Annotated in this window: 19 protein-coding genes; 7 read left to right on the top strand and 12 right to left on the bottom strand. The window is 69.3% G+C overall.

Going from position 1 to position 16,175, the window contains the following annotated elements; translation table 11 throughout:
* Positions 1–144: 144 nt before the first annotated feature.
* The 7 genes from ugpC to HCT63_RS05495 all read right to left on the bottom strand — a co-directional run bounded on the left by ugpC (position 145) and on the right by HCT63_RS05495 (position 7,642).
* Positions 145–1,386, bottom strand: a complete 1,242-nt coding sequence (gene ugpC / locus HCT63_RS05525) for a sn-glycerol-3-phosphate ABC transporter ATP-binding protein UgpC (RefSeq protein WP_167001826.1) — start codon at positions 1,384–1,386, stop codon at positions 145–147.
* Positions 1,387–1,389: 3 nt separating this feature from the next.
* Positions 1,390–2,388, bottom strand: a complete 999-nt coding sequence (locus HCT63_RS05520) for a carbohydrate ABC transporter permease (protein WP_167001824.1) — start codon at positions 2,386–2,388, stop codon at positions 1,390–1,392.
* Position 2,389: 1 nt separating this feature from the next.
* Complete coding sequence (locus HCT63_RS05515) at positions 2,390–3,325, bottom strand: sugar ABC transporter permease (RefSeq protein WP_167001822.1); 936 nt, start codon at positions 3,323–3,325, stop codon at positions 2,390–2,392.
* A gap of 31 nt (positions 3,326–3,356) precedes the next feature.
* Complete coding sequence (locus HCT63_RS05510) at positions 3,357–4,679, bottom strand: extracellular solute-binding protein (protein WP_167001820.1); 1,323 nt, start codon at positions 4,677–4,679, stop codon at positions 3,357–3,359.
* Between the two features lie 97 nt (positions 4,680–4,776).
* Complete coding sequence (locus HCT63_RS05505; protein ID WP_167001818.1) at positions 4,777–6,093, bottom strand: PhoH family protein; 1,317 nt, start codon at positions 6,091–6,093, stop codon at positions 4,777–4,779.
* 278 nt (positions 6,094–6,371) lie between these two features.
* A complete protein-coding gene (locus HCT63_RS05500; protein WP_167001816.1) occupies positions 6,372–6,863 on the bottom strand; it encodes a DUF3592 domain-containing protein in 492 nt (163 codons plus the stop codon).
* Positions 6,864–6,880: 17 nt separating this feature from the next.
* The gene (locus HCT63_RS05495) at positions 6,881–7,642 is read right to left on the bottom strand and encodes an isoprenyl transferase (RefSeq protein ID WP_167001814.1); all 762 of its coding nucleotides are present in this window, start codon (positions 7,640–7,642) and stop codon (positions 6,881–6,883) included.
* A 64-nt stretch (positions 7,643–7,706) separates the two neighbouring features.
* On the opposite strand from HCT63_RS05495, the gene HCT63_RS05490 reads away from it, so the two are divergent.
* Together HCT63_RS05490 and HCT63_RS05485 are read left to right on the top strand one after the other, a co-directional pair.
* Positions 7,707–8,408: a hemolysin III family protein gene (locus HCT63_RS05490; RefSeq protein WP_208322273.1), complete on the top strand. Its 702-nt coding sequence runs from the start codon at positions 7,707–7,709 to the stop codon at positions 8,406–8,408.
* A gap of 23 nt (positions 8,409–8,431) precedes the next feature.
* Positions 8,432–8,986: a Uma2 family endonuclease gene (locus tag HCT63_RS05485; RefSeq protein WP_167001812.1), complete on the top strand. Its 555-nt coding sequence runs from the start codon at positions 8,432–8,434 to the stop codon at positions 8,984–8,986.
* Between the two features lie 23 nt (positions 8,987–9,009).
* On the opposite strand, the gene HCT63_RS05480 is transcribed toward HCT63_RS05485, so the two are convergent.
* Positions 9,010–11,013, bottom strand: a complete 2,004-nt coding sequence (locus HCT63_RS05480) for a thioredoxin domain-containing protein (protein ID WP_167001810.1) — start codon at positions 11,011–11,013, stop codon at positions 9,010–9,012.
* A gap of 160 nt (positions 11,014–11,173) precedes the next feature.
* Between HCT63_RS05480 and HCT63_RS05475 the strand changes: the two genes are divergently transcribed.
* Positions 11,174–11,704, top strand: coding sequence for a DUF1269 domain-containing protein (locus HCT63_RS05475; RefSeq protein WP_167001808.1), 531 nt, complete (start codon positions 11,174–11,176; stop codon positions 11,702–11,704).
* A 3-nt stretch (positions 11,705–11,707) separates the two neighbouring features.
* On the opposite strand, the gene HCT63_RS05470 is transcribed toward HCT63_RS05475, so the two are convergent.
* The gene (locus tag HCT63_RS05470; protein WP_167001806.1) at positions 11,708–11,920 is read right to left on the bottom strand and encodes a hypothetical protein; all 213 of its coding nucleotides are present in this window, start codon (positions 11,918–11,920) and stop codon (positions 11,708–11,710) included.
* Between the two features lie 76 nt (positions 11,921–11,996).
* Between HCT63_RS05470 and HCT63_RS05465 the strand changes: the two genes are divergently transcribed.
* Together HCT63_RS05465 and HCT63_RS05460 are read left to right on the top strand one after the other, a co-directional pair.
* Complete coding sequence (locus HCT63_RS05465; protein ID WP_167001804.1) at positions 11,997–12,851, top strand: DUF1206 domain-containing protein; 855 nt, start codon at positions 11,997–11,999, stop codon at positions 12,849–12,851.
* 15 nt (positions 12,852–12,866) lie between these two features.
* On the top strand, positions 12,867–13,448 hold the full coding sequence (locus HCT63_RS05460) for a class I SAM-dependent methyltransferase (RefSeq protein ID WP_167001802.1): 582 nt from the start codon (positions 12,867–12,869) through the stop codon (positions 13,446–13,448).
* Here the strand turns inward: HCT63_RS05460 and HCT63_RS05455 are convergent.
* Positions 13,445–13,810, bottom strand: coding sequence for an MmcQ/YjbR family DNA-binding protein (locus HCT63_RS05455; protein WP_243842893.1), 366 nt, complete (start codon positions 13,808–13,810; stop codon positions 13,445–13,447). The genes HCT63_RS05460 and HCT63_RS05455 overlap by 4 nt on opposite strands.
* An 81-nt stretch (positions 13,811–13,891) precedes the next feature.
* On the opposite strand from HCT63_RS05455, the gene HCT63_RS05450 reads away from it, so the two are divergent.
* Positions 13,892–14,536, top strand: coding sequence for a Pr6Pr family membrane protein (locus HCT63_RS05450; RefSeq protein ID WP_167001800.1), 645 nt, complete (start codon positions 13,892–13,894; stop codon positions 14,534–14,536).
* A gap of 9 nt (positions 14,537–14,545) precedes the next feature.
* On the opposite strand, the gene HCT63_RS05445 is transcribed toward HCT63_RS05450, so the two are convergent.
* Together HCT63_RS05445 and mca are read right to left on the bottom strand one after the other, a co-directional pair.
* Entirely contained in the window at positions 14,546–14,749 is a 204-nt protein-coding gene (locus HCT63_RS05445; protein WP_167001798.1) for a hypothetical protein, read from the bottom strand.
* A gap of 34 nt (positions 14,750–14,783) precedes the next feature.
* Positions 14,784–15,638: a mycothiol conjugate amidase Mca gene (gene mca / locus HCT63_RS05440; RefSeq protein WP_182397179.1), complete on the bottom strand. Its 855-nt coding sequence runs from the start codon at positions 15,636–15,638 to the stop codon at positions 14,784–14,786.
* 71 nt (positions 15,639–15,709) lie between these two features.
* Between mca and HCT63_RS05435 the strand changes: the two genes are divergently transcribed.
* Positions 15,710–16,114 (top strand): DUF4307 domain-containing protein, encoded by a 405-nt coding sequence (locus HCT63_RS05435; RefSeq protein ID WP_167001794.1) that lies wholly within the window; start codon positions 15,710–15,712, stop codon positions 16,112–16,114.
* The last annotated feature ends 61 nt before the right edge of the window (positions 16,115–16,175 follow it).

Genomic DNA, 16,175 nt, shown 5'->3' with positions numbered 1-16,175 from the left:
AAGGAATGGACGCGGATTTACCCAGCGTGCGACGAGATCAAACCGTAATCAACCGGACAACTCGCCTAAACTCCCGCAGATGCGGCCCTGACCTGCGCAAACGGACTTTCCTGAGAATCGTACGGGCGGGCGCGTGGACCCGGCCTACCCCTCGTCGGTCGGCGCCGCGTGCCCGCCCGCCGCGGAGGCAGGACGTGCGGCCCCGGCATCGCCGTCGCCACCGCCCTGCGGCCGCAGCATGAGATTCTCGCCGGTCTCGGGATCGAAGAGGTGGAGCTTCCTCACGTCCATCACGAGCTCGGCATCATCGCCCTCACGAATCCGGGTGGTGGGCTCGAGCGTCACGACGATCTGCTGCTGCATCTTCTCGCCGTCGAGGTCCTTCGCCAGCTCGTCCAGCGTCGTGCGGACCTCCGGCGGTGCCTCGAACGGGATGTAGGCGTACTGCTCGTTGCCCAGCCACTCGACGACGTCCACGCCGGCGGTGAAGCGCACTCCGCCTTCGGGAGCACGCGATGCGGAGGCGTCGGTGAAGTGCTCAGGCCGGATCCCGCCGATGAGCAGCTCGCGACCCTTCGTCGCCTCCGCCATCTCGGGCGGCATCGTGAACGACACGAACGGCAGCTCGAGCTGGTCGCCCTTCGGCCTGGCGGGGAGCATGTTCATCGGCGGCGACCCGATGAAGCCGGCAACGAACAGGTTGACCGGGTTCTCGTAGAGCTCACGCGGCGTCGCGACCTGCTGCAGCACGCCCTTTTTGAGCAGCGCGACCCGGTCGCCGAGCGTCATCGCCTCGGTCTGGTCGTGGGTCACGTAGACGGTCGTCACGCCGAGCTTGCGCTGGAGCCGCGCGATCTCGGTCCGCATCTGGCCGCGCAGCTTCGCGTCGAGGTTCGACAGCGGCTCGTCGAAGAGGAACGCCTGGGCATCGCGGACGATCGCTCGCCCCATCGCGACGCGCTGACGCTGGCCGCCGGACAGGTTCGCTGGCTTGCGTTCGAGGAACTCGGTGAGTTCCAGCGTCTCTGCAGCATCGCGCACCTTCTTGTCGATCTCCTCGTTGGAGCTGCCCTTGTGCAGGCGCAACGGGAAGGCGATGTTCTCGTAGACGTTCAGGTGCGGATAGAGCGCGTAGTTCTGGAACACCATGGCGAGGTTGCGATCGCGCGGCGGGAGGTCGTTGACCCGCTTGCCGTCGATGAGCATGTCACCGGAGGTGATCTCCTCGAGCCCGACGATCATCCGCAGCAGCGTGGACTTGCCGCAGCCGGACGGACCCACGAGGATCACGAACTCGCCATCGGCGATCTCGAGGCTGACGTCGCGCACGGCCGGAGCATTGTCCCCGTACTGCTTGACGATGTTCTTCATCTCGATGGTGGCCATGGGTCAACCCTTCACTGCACCGGACGTGAGGCCGGAGACGATCTTGCGCTGGAACAGGAGGACGATGATGAAGATCGGGACGGTCACGACGACCGAGGCCGCCGCGATCGCCGCGATCGGCTGGTCGAACTGTGACGCGCCGGTGAAGAACGCCAGCGACGCCGGGACGGGGATCGCTCGGCTCGTCGATGTCAGGGATATGCCGAACACGAAGTCGTTCCACGCGAAGAAGAACGTGATGATCGCGGCCGTGAAGACGCCGGGCGCCGCAAGAGGAACGATGACCTTGCGGAAGGCCTGCCACGACGTCGCCCCGTCGACCTGGGCCGCTTGCTCCATCTCCCACGGGATCTCGCGGAAGAACGCCGAGAGGACCCAGATCGACATCGGGAGCGTGAAAGAGAGGTAGGGGATGATCAGGCCGAGCCAGGTGTCGTAGATGCCGATCGCGCGCCACATGTCGAACAACGGGCCGACTAGCGCGACGACCGGGAACATCGCGATCGCCAGAGCCATCGAGAGCACGAACTTCTTGCCCCGGAACCGCAGCCTCGCGATCGCGTACGCGGCGAAGGTCGCCAGGACCACCGAGATCGTCGTCGCGATGACCGAGATGCCAAACGAGTTGATCAGCGCGTGCTGGAACAGGTCGAACTTGAAGACGGTCTCGAAGTTGTCGAACCCCGGGTCGTGCGGCAGGAACCCGCCCTGGTTGACGTCGGCGTTGCCGCCCTTGAGGGACAGCGAGACGAGGTAGACCACCGGAGTCAGCGTGTAGAGCACGATGAGCTCCGCGCCCAGGATCGATCCCCACGAGATCTGCGGGGCCTTCTCACCGAGCAGCAGCCCGACCGCACCGGTGATCACGAAGACGGTGCCGGTGATCAGCCACAGCCACAGGTCGGGCCGCTCGATGAGCCACAGCCCGGCTCCGGCGAAGAGCAACCCGATCAGGATCGCGACCAGCGACCACAGCACGCGGGCCTTGCGACGCGGTGACATGTCAGTCTCCCCTCACCTGGCTCAGGTCCACCCGGAACACCTTCATCAGTCCGAACGCGATGATCAGCACGGAGAGGAACAGCAGCACGGACATGGCCGACCCGAGGCCGAGCTCGACGCGTTGGATCATCGCGTTGTAGACCAGACCCGACGGTGGAGCGGTCCCGTTCGCGAAGCCGGTCATGATGAACGGGCTGTCGAAGATGCGGTAGGCGTCGAGCGCCCGGAAGAGCACGGCGACCATGATCGCGGCGCGCATCGACGGCAGGATCACCTTCCGGAGACGCTGCCACCACGTCGCGCCGTCGACGGTCGCCGCCTCGATCGCGTCGTTCGGGACCTGCGAGAGGCCGGCGAGCAGGAGCAGGGACACGAACGGCGTCGTCTTCCAGATCTCGGCCAGGCAGATGACGAAGATCGACCCCCAGAAGTCGTCGAACATGTTGGTGCCGGGGTCCAGGTGAAGCCACTGGTTGACGAACCCGGTCGTCGGTTGGAACGCGTACAGCCACGCGTACGCCGAGACGACGGTGATGATCCCGTACGGGACGAGGATCGACGCCCGGACGATCCCGCGGGCGACGAGGATGTTGTTCATCACCATCGCGAACCCGAAGCCGATCACCAGCTCGACGGCCACGGTGACGACCATGATGAACACCGCCACTCCCACCGCGCGCCACCATAGCGAGTCCGACAGGACCACTCCATAGTTGGAGATCCCGACGAACTCACGGTTGTCGGGGTCGGTCAGCCGGTAGTTGAACAGCGAGAGATAGAGGGCCCGCAGCATCGGCCACGCGGTCACCAGCAGCATCACCGCGACGGCAGGGCCGGCAAGCTTCCAGCCGAGCCGGTTCTCGGCGCTCTCGGGCGTACGGGTCTTCGTCCGCCGCTCCGTGGCTGCGTGTTTCGGCTCGTCGGTCGTGGTCGCCATCGTCATCGCCTCCTGCTTCCCGCCGCGCCCGTCACAGAAGTGCCTTGCCCTGCAAGACGTCCTCGATGTATTGCTGCGACTCGGCAGGGGTGGTGTCCGGATCGACCGACGACGGCGGGTGCCAGCTCGAGTAGAGCGCAGTGCTGATGTCGCTCCAGTACGGCGTCAGCGGCCGCGGCGCGGCGGCGTCGATGCTCTCGCGCCACAGGGCAGCCATCGGGAACGCCTTCTGCATCTCCGGGTCGTCGTAGACCGCCGACCGCGCCGGCTGGTTGCCGGACGCCATCGCGTAGGTCTTCTGGCTCTCCTGCGAGGTCAGGCACGCCGCAGCGTCGTAGGCGAGCTCGGGGTGCTTGCCGTAGCGGGAGACACCGATGTTGATGCCGCCGTACGGCGGTCGGCTCTCGTCGCTGTCGGTGGTCTGCGGGTAGCGGGCCCAGCCGATGTCATCCTTGAACGGGGCGACGTTGGGATCGGAGTAGACGTACGTCCAGTTGACGAGGAACCCGCCGTTGGCCGCCGAGAACGATGCCACCGTGCCGCCCTCGTCCGCGTTCGACAGCGCGGGCGGCGCGGCCGACGAGTTGCCGAGCTTGGAGACGATCTCCGCAGCGTCCTTGCCGGCAGGGCTGTCGATGGTGATCTTCGCGTCCTTGCCCGCCTCGGGGTCCTCGACGATCTGACCACCCGCGCCCGAGACGAGGGCGTTGATCCAGACCGAGTAGCCCTCGTACCGCTTGGCCTGCACGCTGACGGTGGTGCGGGTCTCCTCAGCGGCGTCGATGACCTGGTCCCAGGTCACCGGCTGGGTCATGTCGAGCCCAGCCTTCTCGGCGACGGACTTCCTGTACCAAAGCACCTGGGTGTTCGACCAGAGCGGCACCGCAACCAGGTTGTCGTCGTACGTCGCCGCCGCGACGGCGCCGTCGAGCATGCCCTCCGAGAGGGTGGTCTGCTGCTCCTTGGGCATCGTCTCAAGGAAGCCGGCATTGGCGAACTCCGCGGTGAACGCCGGGTCGAGGCTCATCAGGTCGATCGACGTGTCCTCTGCCGCGAGGCGTCGGACGAGCTGCTCGCGCTGCTGCGACGCGTCGTTCGGCAGCAGCTCCACCTTGATGTCATAAAGGCCGTCGGACTCCTCGCTGCACTTCAGTGCGAGGTACGCCTGACCACCCGGAGCTTGCTTGCCGTCCTCGCCCGTGACGTACGGCTCGAGGTTAGAGACGTCCGGGTTGATGTACCAGGTGAGCGTCGGTGTGTCCCCGCTCGACTCGCCGCCGCACGCGGCCAGTCCTGCTGCCGTGCCGACCACGGCGATGGCAGCCGCCAACCGCCGCCCAGCCTTCGTCCCCATCGACTGCTCCCGTCCGTTGATGCGTCCTGGGACGCCTGACGTACGTGACCTCTCACACTGAACCACAGCGGTGGGACTCGTGCAGCCCGACACGGCGCTACAAGGCGGGGTCTTCGAGCATCTCCGTGACGAGCGCCGCGACCGGCGAACGCTCCGACCGCGTGAGCGTGACGTGGGCGAACAGCGGATGGCCCTTGAGCTTCTCGACCACGGCCACCACCCCGTCGTACCGTCCGACCCGCAGGTTGTCGCGCTGGGCGACGTCGTGGGTGAGGACGACACGCGAGTTGGCCCCGATGCGCGACAGGACGGTGAGCAGCACGTTGCGCTCGAGCGACTGCGCCTCGTCCACGATCACGAAGGCGTCGTGCAGCGAGCGGCCGCGGATGTGGGTCAGCGGGAGGACCTCGAGCATCCCGCGGTCGATAACCTCCTCGACGAGGTCACCGGACGTGACGGCGCCGAGCGTGTCGAACACGGCCTGTGCCCACGGCCCCATCTTCTCGGCCTCGGAGCCCGGCAGGTAGCCGAGGTCCTGACCGCCGACGGCGTACAACGGCCTGAATACCACGACCTTCTTGTGCATCCGCCGCTCCATCACGGCCTCCAGACCGGCGCACAGCGCGAGCGCGGACTTGCCCGTACCGGCGCGCCCACCCATCGAGATGATCCCGATCTCGGGGTCGAGCAGCAGCTCGAGAGCGACTCGCTGCTCGGCCGAGCGGCCGTGCAGCCCGAACGCCTCACGGTCGCCGCGGACGAGCTTCACACGCTTGTCCGGAGTGACCCGTCCGAGGGCGCTCCCCCGCTCGGACAGCAGCACCAGACCGGTGTGGCACGGCATGTCCAGCGCCTCTTCGAGGTCGACGAAGCCGCCCTCGTACAGGACGTCCACGTCGGCGCCGGCGATCTCGAGCTCGGCCATGCCGGTCCAGCCTGACTCCAGCGCGAGCTCGGCGCGGTACTCCTCGGACGTGAGCCCGACGGCCGAGGCCTTGACCCGCATCGGCAGGTCCTTGGAGACGAGCGTGACGGCGTTGCCCTCGTCCGCCAGGTTTTTGGCGACCGAGAGGATCCGCGTGTCGTTGTCGCCGAGCCGAAAGCCCGACGGAAGCGCGCCCGGGTCGGTGTGGTTGAGCTCGACACGGACCGTGCCCCCCTCGTCGTTGACGAGCAGCGGGCTGTCGAGGGTGCCGTGGCGGACCCGGAGGTCGTCGAGGAGCCGCAGCGCAGCGCGCGCGAAGTAGCCGAGCTCGGGATGCGCCCGCTTGTCTTCGAGCTCGCTGATGACGACGATCGGGACGACGATCTCGTGCTCGGCGAAGCGGGTCAGCGCCCGGGGATCGGCGAGAAGCACGCTGGTGTCGATCACGTACGTCCGGCGCTGAGCGGAGGTCACACTGTCTGCAGCCACGACTGTCTCCTCGTCACGAGCCCACGCGCATCCCCGCGTCGGCTCACTCTCTCGCAGATGGAGCCGGGACGAGGGCGGCGGACCCGGGGGCGGGACCACCTCCGTCCGCGCGCACCGAAGCCGTGACGACGCCTGTGACGGCGTGCGCTCCGAACGATCGATGATGCACGGTCGGGCCTCCCGGTGCCGGTGGGATGTGGGCCCCGCCGACGAGACGACCGTACGACCGACGCGCGTGTGTTCTGTTGCGACACGCCACCGAAGCGATGAACGTCTGGTTACGCGGTCGGGGCTCGGCGCGCGCGCCGGGTGAGGCGTCGTACGAGGCTCCAGACCAGGACGGACGTGGAGAGTGCGGCGAGCGCGAGCCCACCCCACTGATACCAGGGGGCGCGGGTACGGGCGCGGTCCAGGCGGGCCGCCGTCTCGTCGGTGTTCACGAACGCGGTGTGGCCGGTGGGGTCGAAGATCACGGGCACCGTCGAGCCGAGGTCGGGGAGGTCGTCGGGGTTTCGTGCGCAGCCGCTGGTCAGCCGGCGGCTCCGCTCCCCGTCCGGGTAGGTGTAGACGGCGCACTGGACGGTCACCATGCGTCGGCGGGCTGCCTGCTGGCGCTCCTGCGTCCCCGTCATGGTGCCGGTCGCGGTGACACCGTCACCCGCCCGCAGCCGCGCGAAGTCGTCGGCGTCCCGGTTGGCGATCTCCACCGACGAGCTGCTCGTGCTGAGCCAGAAGACGAGACCGCCGAGCACACCGAGGACAACCAGCACGCCCCCTGACCGCGGCGTCACTGACCGAAGCGCCGCTCGCGCTCTGCGTACGAGCGGATGGCGCGCAGGAAGTCGACGCGCCGGAACGCGGGCCACAGGGCCTCGCAGAAGTAGAACTCGCTGTGGACGCTCTGCCACAGGAGGAAGCCGGACAGCCGCTGCTCTCCGGACGTGCGGATCACGAGGTCGGGGTCGGGCTGGCCCTTGGTGTAGAGGTGGTCGGCGATGTGCTCGACGTCGAGGACCTCGGCGACCTCGTCGATCGTGCGGCCCTGCTCGGACTGCTCGCGCAGCAGCGAGCGGACGGCGTCGGCGAGCTCCTGGCGTCCGCCGTACCCGACGCAGAGGTTGACCTCCATGCCGTCGGTGTCGCTGGTCGACGCGACGGCTTCCTGCAGGGAGCCCGCGAGATCGTCGGGGAGGAGGTCGAGGTTGCCGATGAGGCGGACGTGCCAGCGGCGCAACGCGGTCAGCTGGTCGACGAGGTTGCCGATGACACCGAGGAGAGCCCGGATCTCGGGCTCGGGACGCTGCAGGTTATCGACCGACAGGAGCCAGAGGGTGACGACCTTGACGTCGAGGTCGTCACACCAGCCGAGGAACTCGATGATCTTGTCGGCGCCCGCCTGGTAGCCGGAGGTGACGTCGCCGCCGGCCCCCTTGGCCCATCGCCGGTTGCCGTCGACGATCACGCCGACGTGTGCCGGGACCTGGTCCTGACGCAGGCTGCCGAGCAGCTGTCGCTCATAGACGGAGTAGAGCAGGTCGCGTACCGACACCGATGGTCCTCCCGTGAGGAGTGTTACCTACGCTCGCGTAGGTTCGTTCGTTAAGGTCGTACTTGTGAGTAAGCATGAGGCGTTCCCCCCAGCTTCCTTCGACGTCGGCGATCGTATCCGCGACGTCGTGGTCGAGATCAAGCCTAGACTGCGCGGCTGGCTCCACGCCGCCACCTGGCCACTCGCCCTGGTCGCGTTCGTGGTCCTCCTCGTGCTCGCCCCCGGCGCGAGGTCGAAGACGGGCGTGGCGATCTACATGGCCAGCGCGCTGCTGCTGTTCGGAGTCAGCGCCGTCTACCACGTCGGACGCTGGGGCCCTCGCGCCGAGATGCTGCTCAAGCGCTTCGACCACGCCAACATCTTCTTGCTCATCGCCGGCTCGTACACGCCGTTCGCGCTGATCCTCCTCGCCCCCCACGACGCCACGATTCTGCTCACGCTCGTGTGGGTCGGCGCGATCGGCGGGGTGGCATTCCGGGTGTGCTGGGTGCACGCACCGCGATGGCTCTACACCCCGATCTACGTGCTGCTGGGCTGGGCGGCCCTGTTCTGGCTCGACGAGTTCGCCGCCGCCTCGTCGACCGCGGTCCTCGTGCTGATCATCGTCGGAGGGGGCCTCTACTCACTCGGCGCGGTCGTGTACGGACTGCGTTTCCCCGACCCGTTCCCGCGATGGTTCGGGTTCCACGAGGTGTTCCATACGCTGACGATCGCGGCGTTCATCGTGCACTACGTCGGCATCTCTATCGCCGCGTACACGACCTGAGGCCGACCGCCTAGCCTGGGAGGATGACGCACCCTATCGGCCTGCCCCCTCTACGGCCGCTGACGCGGGCCGACCTCGACTCCATCCCCGACGACGGACACCGGTACGAGCTCATCGACGGCTCGCTCATCGTGACGCCGGCCCCGTCTCCGGAGCACCAGGACGCCGTCCTCGAGCTCACGGTCCTTCTCCGAGCGTCGTGCCCACCGGAGATGAAGGTCTTCGTCTCCCCGCTCGACGTCGTCCTCGCCGAGGACTCGGTGGTGCGACCCGACGTCGTCGTCGCTCATCGCGCCGACGTGGACGGCCGTGTCCTGAACGCGCCACCACTGCTCGCCATCGAGGTGATCTCTCCCAGCACCCGCAGCATCGATCTGCTGCTCAAAAAGTCCCGGTACGAGTTCGCGGGTGCGGCGTCGTACTGGGTGATCGACCCGGAGCCGTACGAGCGGTCGCTGATCTGCTGGGACCTCGTCGACGGCGAGTACGTCGAGGTGGCGCGGGCGGTCGGCGACGAGACCGTCGACCTCACCCGTCCGTTCCCCGTCTCGCTGTCGCCGGCCAGCGTGCTGAGCTGACCCGGCTGACGGTCCGACCTCGCCTACGACGTGAGTGCGGCGGGGTCGGTCACCGGACGCTCGCAGACGAACCCGCGGCACACGTACGCAGCAGGACGTCCGTCGACGAGGTCCTTGGCCTCGAACAGCGGCAGCGGTGTCCCGACCGGAGCGGCGACGACCACCGCGCCGGGCGACGGGAGCGCCAGCGCGGCGCGGTGTAGCGCCGCGGCACCGTCGCCCTCCCCGACCACGGCGATCTCGAGCGGCCCCGCGAGCAGCGCCTCGGCGACGGCGAGCGTCCATCCGGCGAATCGCGGCGACCCGGTGGCCAGCGCGGACGCCGAGCGCACCGCCTCCTCGGCCGCGGACCGATAGCGGCCCTCCCCCGTGATCGCCCCCGCCGACACGAACGCGGCAGCGACCGCCGACGTCCCCGAAGGCGTGGCGTTGTCGGCGAGGTCGCGGGGCCGTACGACCAAGGCCTGCGCATCATCGGCGGTGTCGTAGAAGCCCCTCCCCTCGGCCGGGTCAGCGTCAGGTGCGACCCGGAAGTGCGCGAGCACGACGTCGAGCAGCGCGCGCGCCCGCGTGAGCCACACCGCGTCACCGGTCACCCCGAGGACCGCGAGGTATGCCTCGGCGACACAGCCGTAGTCCTCGAGGACCCCCGCGTTGGCCGACGGGACGCCGTCGCGCGAGGTCCGGACGAGGCGGCCGTCGTCGCCCGTGTGCAAGGTCGCGAGCAGCGTCGCCGCGACGACGGCCGCGTCGGCGTACTCCGGCTCGCCGAGCAGCACCCCCGCCTCGGCGAGGGCGGTGACGGCGAGCCCGTTCCATGCGGCGACGACCTTGTCGTCACGAGCAGGCGCTGTCCGCTCGGCGCGGCGGGCGGTCGCGAGCCGCCCCCGGACATCGGCCCAGCGCGCGAGGTCGTCAGGGTCCTCACGCAGCTGTGCCGTCGACGTCCCGTGCTCGAAGGTCCCGTCCGCCGTGATGCTCAGCAGCTGCGCGGCCCAGGCGCCGTCCGCCTCGCCGACCACGTCGACGAGCTGCGCCGGGGTCCAGACGTAGAACGCCCCTTCGACGCCGTCGGTGTCGGCGTCCAGCGCGGATGCGAACCCGCCCTCGGCCGTCGCGAGGTCGGTGAGGAGGAAGTCAGCTGTCTCCCGCACCACGCGCAGCGCCAGGTCCGAACCGGTCTGGCGCCACAGGTGGAGAGAGACGCGCAGCAGGAGCGCGTTGTCGTACAGCATCTTCTCGAAGTGCGGCACCACCCAACCGGCGTCGACCGAGTAACGCGCGAACCCGCCGCCGAGCTGGTCGTACATCCCGCCGCGCGCCATCGCCTCGACCGTGTGCTCGACCATCGCGAGCGCGTCTGCGGAGCCTGTGCGGGCCGCGTAGCGCAGCAGAAGCTCCAGGCACATCGACGGCGGGAACTTCGGCGCGCCCCCGAAGCCGCCGTTCGCCGCGTCGTACTGGGCGGCGAGACCACGGACGGCGGTGTCCAGGGCGTCGGCGTCGAGCGCGGGCCCGGTGGCATCCTCGAGCGCGCCGAGGTGCCCGACGACGTCGGCACTGATCCGGTCGACGTCGCCGCGCCGTGTCTGCCACACGTCGGCGACGGCCTCGAGCACCTGCCGGAACGCCGGCATCCCGTGCCTCGGCTCGGGTGGGAAGTAGGTGCCGGCGAAGAACGGGTCGCCGGTCGGCGTGAGCACGACCGTCATCGGCCACCCGCCCTGGCCGGTCATCGCGGTGGTCGCCCGCATGTAGACCGCATCGACGTCGGGACGCTCCTCGCGGTCGACCTTGACCGGAACGAAGTGCGCGTTGAGATACGCCGCCGTGTCCACGTCCTCGAACGACTCGTGCGCCATCACGTGACACCAGTGGCACGCGGCGTATCCGACGCTCAGCAGCACCGGGACGTCGCGCTCGGCGGCGAGCGCCAACGCCTCCTCGCCCCACTCGTGCCAGTCGACGGGGTTGTCGGCGTGCTGCAGGAGGTACGGAGACGTGGCGCGGCTGAGTCGGTTGGCCATGCCTCCACCGTAGGACCAGCCCGCTCCTGCACCCCACCCCGGCGAAACGGAGAGAAAAGCCTCCATTTCGGTCATCACACCCATCTCGGATAAATCGTTACGCTCACAGGGAGCGTGTGGCAGTTCGGCCACGCGGTCTCCGCAACCAGAGGAGAACGACATGGCACTCGACACGCTGATCGTCTTCGGCGCCAGCTATGACAACGAGGACGACGCCGTTGCCGACTACGACGCGGTGAAGGCGCTGTACAAAGACGCCGACCTGCTGGACACCTACGACGCGGCGGTGATCTCCAAGCACGAGGACGGCAAGGTCAAGATCGTCAAGAAGCACGAGCAGCCGACTCGCCACGGAGCGTGGGGCGGCCTCGGCATCGGCCTGGTGGGCGGCGCGCTGGTCGCGCTCTTCCCGGCGATCACGATCGGCGGCGCTCTCATCGTCGGGGGCGTGGGCGGAGGCGCTCTCGGCGCGCTCGCCGGCCACGTGACGCGAGGGATGAGCCGCCACGACCTGAAGGAGCTCGGCGAGCTGCTGGACGACGGTCAGAGTGGTCTGGTCGTGGTCGCGGCGACCGACATGGAGTCACGGGTCGAAGGGACCCTGCGTCGCGCCGCCAAGGTCACCAAGAAAGAGCTGCGCGCCGACGAGAAGGCACTCGAGGCAGAGATCGACGAGGCCTCAAAGTCCTGACGATCAGTCCGCGAACGCGAGCCCGCGCGCGCTGAGCTCCTCACCGAGGATGCGCACGGCCTTCGGTCCGACGCCATGGATCGCCAGGAGGTCCTTCGGCGTGACGTCGGTGAGCTGCGCGTACGTGGTGTAGCCGTGCCGCGCCAGCTCACGCCGGGCGGTGCGACCGAGCGCCGTCGGGTACTCGGTCGGGACGGGCGAGTCCTCGGGTGGCATGGATCCTCCTGCGGTCGAAGAACGAGAAGCGTAGCCGGGTCGCGGTCCTGACCGGGCGGGGTGACACCATGCCCGGATGACGAACGTGAAGGGCAAGGGCAAGGGCAAGGGCAAGCAGGCCGGCCGTGAGGTCCGCGACAGCAAGGCGCTCGAGGTCGGGGCGCGCGTGGGGCTCGTCGCGTACGGCATCGTCCATCTCCTGGTCGCGTGGATCGCGCTGCAGGTCGCGTGGGGCGGCACCCAGGAGGATGCGAGCCAATCGGGTGCGCTGGCGATGGTCTCCGAGAGCGGGCCCGGCAAGGCGCTGCTCTGGGTGACCGCTGTCGGCTTCGTGGCCCTGGTGCTGTGGCAGCTGGCGGACGCCGTGTGGGGGTTCCGCGACAAGGACGGCGCCAAGCGCACGTTCAAGCGGGTCTCGGCGGCGGGCAAGGCCGTCCTGTACGGCGCTCTCGCCGTGCTCGCGGCCCGCCAGGCGTCCGGTACGTCGGGTGGCGGCGGCTCGGGTGGCTCGGGCGGCAGCGAGGAGACGCTGACTGCTCGCGTCATGGGAGCACCCGGCGGTCCCTGGATCGTGGCGCTCGTCGGGCTCGCGACGCTCGCTCTCGCCGGCTACCAGGGCTATCGCGGTGTGACGCGGTCGTTCGAGCACGACCTCGACCCGTCGGCGTCGAGCGGGACGAGCGGGTCGGCGATCGTCCGGCTCGGCCAGGTCGGCTACGTCGCCAAGGGGATCGCGCTCGCGATCATCGGGGTGCTCTTCATCCTCGCCGCGATCGACCACGACCCGGACCGTGCAGGTGGCCTCGACGACGCGCTCCGGACCCTGCGCGAGCAGCCGTTCGGGCCGTACCTGCTGACCCTTGTCGCCTTGGGGCTCGCGGCCTTCGGCGCGTACTGCTTCGGCTGGGCGCGCCACGTCAAGCGCCGCTGACCCTAGGCTGCGGGCATGGACTCCAGCGACTGGGACCGCCGCTACGCAGAGCAGCCCCGCCCGTTCGGCGCCGTCCCCAACGCGACGCTCGTCGCTGAGCTCGTCGCGCTGTCGCCAGGGCGAGCCGTGGACCTCGCATGCGGGGACGGCCGGCACGCCGCTTGGCTCGCCACCCGCGGCTGGCAGGTGGAGGCCATCGACTTCTCGCCGGTCGCGATCGCGGACGCCGAGCGTGAGTGGGACGCGACGGGTGACACGGTGCGCTGGCTGGTCGGTGACGCCCTCACGTGGGAGCCGAAAGAACGCGTCGACCTCGTGCTGATCGCCTACCTCCAGACCGATCAGCTGCCGCTGGTGCTCGAGCGTGCACGCACGTGGCTGCGTCCGGCCGGCAGGGTCGTCTACCTCGGCCATGCGCGGGACAACCTCGCGTACGGCGTCGGCGGTCCGCGCTCTCCCGAGGTCCTGCCGACCGTGGCGTCCCTGGCGACCGCGCTCGACGGCATGGAGATGCTGTCGCTGCGTCACGTCGTGCGCGCGACGCCCGCCGGCGACGCATACGACGTCCTCGCGGTCGCGCGCGAGCTGCCCGCCTAGGTCGGACGCTGGACGAGCGCGACCAGCCTGGCCGGCGCCTGGATGCAGTAGGCGTCGACGAGGAGCTCGGAGAGCTCGTCCCAGTCGGTGTCGTCGTCGAGCAGCATCCCCACGACGTTGTCGCCCCACTCCCCGCGGAAGTACGGCGGACCCAGCCGCTCGAACGCCATCAGCTCGCCCGCATCGGCGCGGAAGGTGATGCGGAACAGCCCGTCCTCGCCGCCGAACACATGGGCCACCGTCGCCGAGCCCACGCGCCAGCGCACGCCGACCCACGCGTCCTCCTCGTCGCACGACGGGAGGACGAGGAGGACGGCACGGAGCCGGTCGAGCATCTCGAGAGGAACATCAGGTCTCGCCACGGCACCAGCCTCGCTCACGGCACTGACACGCGCCCGAGCGCGCCGGGCGCACGACCGCAGGGGTCCAGCTAGATTGAGCGCGTGCACGACACTGCGGCCCGCACCGGCGGGATGAGCGTCCGGGTCTGGTTCGGCGTCCTGGCAGTGCTGGGGACATGGGCGACGGTCGGGCAGGCCGTCACCGTCGTCACCGAGGGACGCAGCCTCGTCAACTTCTTCTCGTACTTCACGATCGAGTCGAACATCCTCGTCCTCGTCGCCGCCGTCGTCATCGCCCTGCGGGGCAAGATCGCCGGCTGGTGGCAGCCGGTCTACCTCGCGGGCCTCGTCGGCATCGTCATCACGGGCGCCGTCTACCACCTGCTGCTCGCGGGCCAGCAGACGCTGCACGGGGTCGAGGCGTGGTACGACCTCGTGCTCCACACCCTGGTGCCGGTCGGCTCGGTGGTCGGGTTCTTCCTGCTGAGGCCCCGCCTCGAGCGGCGTGCGTGGTGGTTCCTGGCCTGGCCGGTCGCATGGGTCGTCTACACGCTGGTACGCGGCGCCGTCTCGGACCCGCGCTTCGTCGGGCCGGAGGGCGAGCCACCGCTCCCCGTCCCGTACGACTTCCTCGACGCGGCTGCCGTCGGGTGGGGCCAGGTGGCCGTGACGCTCTCGCTCATCGCGGTGCTCGCGGTCGTGATCGCCGCGGCGGCGATGGCGGTCGGACGCCGGCTCGGGCGCTGAGCCCGTCGCTCAGGCGTCGTCGTTCGGCGGCTGCGCCGACCGACGGGGCCGCTCGGTGGCCTTCTCGTCGAAGTCGACCTTCTTCATCTGATGCGCCATGCTGCGCATCAGGAAGAAGAGCCCCACGCACAGCCCGAGGATGATCAGGAGCGCGACCCAGCCTGCGGGCTTGAAGTTGATCTGCTCGGCGGCGGCGAGCACGGCAGTGGACATATCACCAGCGTACGCCCGCCTCGCCGCCGCCCGGTCAGCGCAGTCCGGCGAACAGGTCGTCCTCGGGGGTCGTGGTCTCGACGAACGAGCGCACCAGCTGGTAGTCCTCGGTGGGCCAGGCCTCGGCGCGCACCTCCAGCGGAACGGCGAACCAGTGCCCGTCGGGGTCGATCTGGGTCGCGTGGGCGCGCAGGGCGTCGTCGGCGACGCCGAAGTAGTCGGCGCACGGCACCCGCGTGGTGAGCATGGCCTCCTCCTCGGCGGGGTCGACCTTCCAGTCCTTCATGCGCTCCGCGTAGATCGGCTCGAGACCGTGCCGTACCAGCGCGCTATCGACGGCCTCGGCACGCACACGCGTGAAGCCGCGGTGGTAATAGAGCTTCTGGGGCTGCCACGGCTCGCCGAGCTCCGGGTACGCGTCCGGATCACCGGCCTTCTCGAACGCGTAGACGCTGACCTTGTGGCACATGATGTGGTCGGGGTGAGGGTAGCCGCCGTTCTCGTCGTACGTGGTGACGACGTGCGGGCGGAACGAGCGCATCAGCGCGATCAGCGGCTTCGCGGCCTCCTCGACCGGGACCAGCGCGAAGCAGCCCTCGGGCAGCGGCGGCGGCGGATCGCCCTCGGGCCAGCCCGAGTCGACGAACCCGAGCCAGTCCTGCTTGATCCCGAGGATCTCGCGGGCGCGGTCCATCTCCTCGCGACGGATCTCACCGATCAGCTCGGGGTTGTCGATGATCCCGGGGTGGTCGAAGCTCGGGTTGAGGATCGACCCGCGCTCACCCCCCGTACAAGTCGCGACGTGGACGTCGACCCCCTCTGCGACGTACTTCGCCGTCGATGCGGCGCCTTTGCTCGACTCGTCGTCGGGATGCGCGTGCACGTGCATCAGGCGCAGCTTCTCCGCCACAGCAGGACTCCTCCGGTCGATCGCGTGGTCCACTCGGTCACAATGGTGTCATGCCCACCACCCAGCCCGACCTGACCGCCAGCCGGTACGGACGTCGCAGCAAGGGTCTGAGTCGCCGGACGTGGACGGTGATCGCCGTCGTCGGCGTCACGCTCGGCGTGATCGCGGCATGGTTCGTCGCGCAGTACCAGACCGAGGACAGCTTCCAGGCCGACGTGGTGGCCTTCGACGTGCTCTCCGACCACGAGACGTCGGTGACCCTCCGGGTGTTCCACTCCTCGGGCAAGCCGGCCGAGTGCGACGTCGCCGCCCAGGCGCAGGACAAGTCGTACGTCGGCGAGAAGACGATCACGATCCCCCGTACCACGACCGGCAACACCGCCACCACCGACGTGGTCAGCACGGAGCGGCGTGCCGTCACCGTCGTCATCCAGGAGTGCCGCCTCACCTCCTGAGGCACGTCACGCCTTGGCCCAGGGCCGCAGAATTGCTAGGCTCGTGGTTTCCGGCCCCAGG

Origin of the sequence: Mumia sp. ZJ430 (assembly GCF_011751845.1) — a bacterium.
In the GTDB taxonomy this organism is placed as follows: Bacteria; Actinomycetota; Actinomycetes; order Propionibacteriales; family Nocardioidaceae; genus Mumia.
This window is presented reverse-complemented; position numbering and strand designations above follow the sequence as displayed.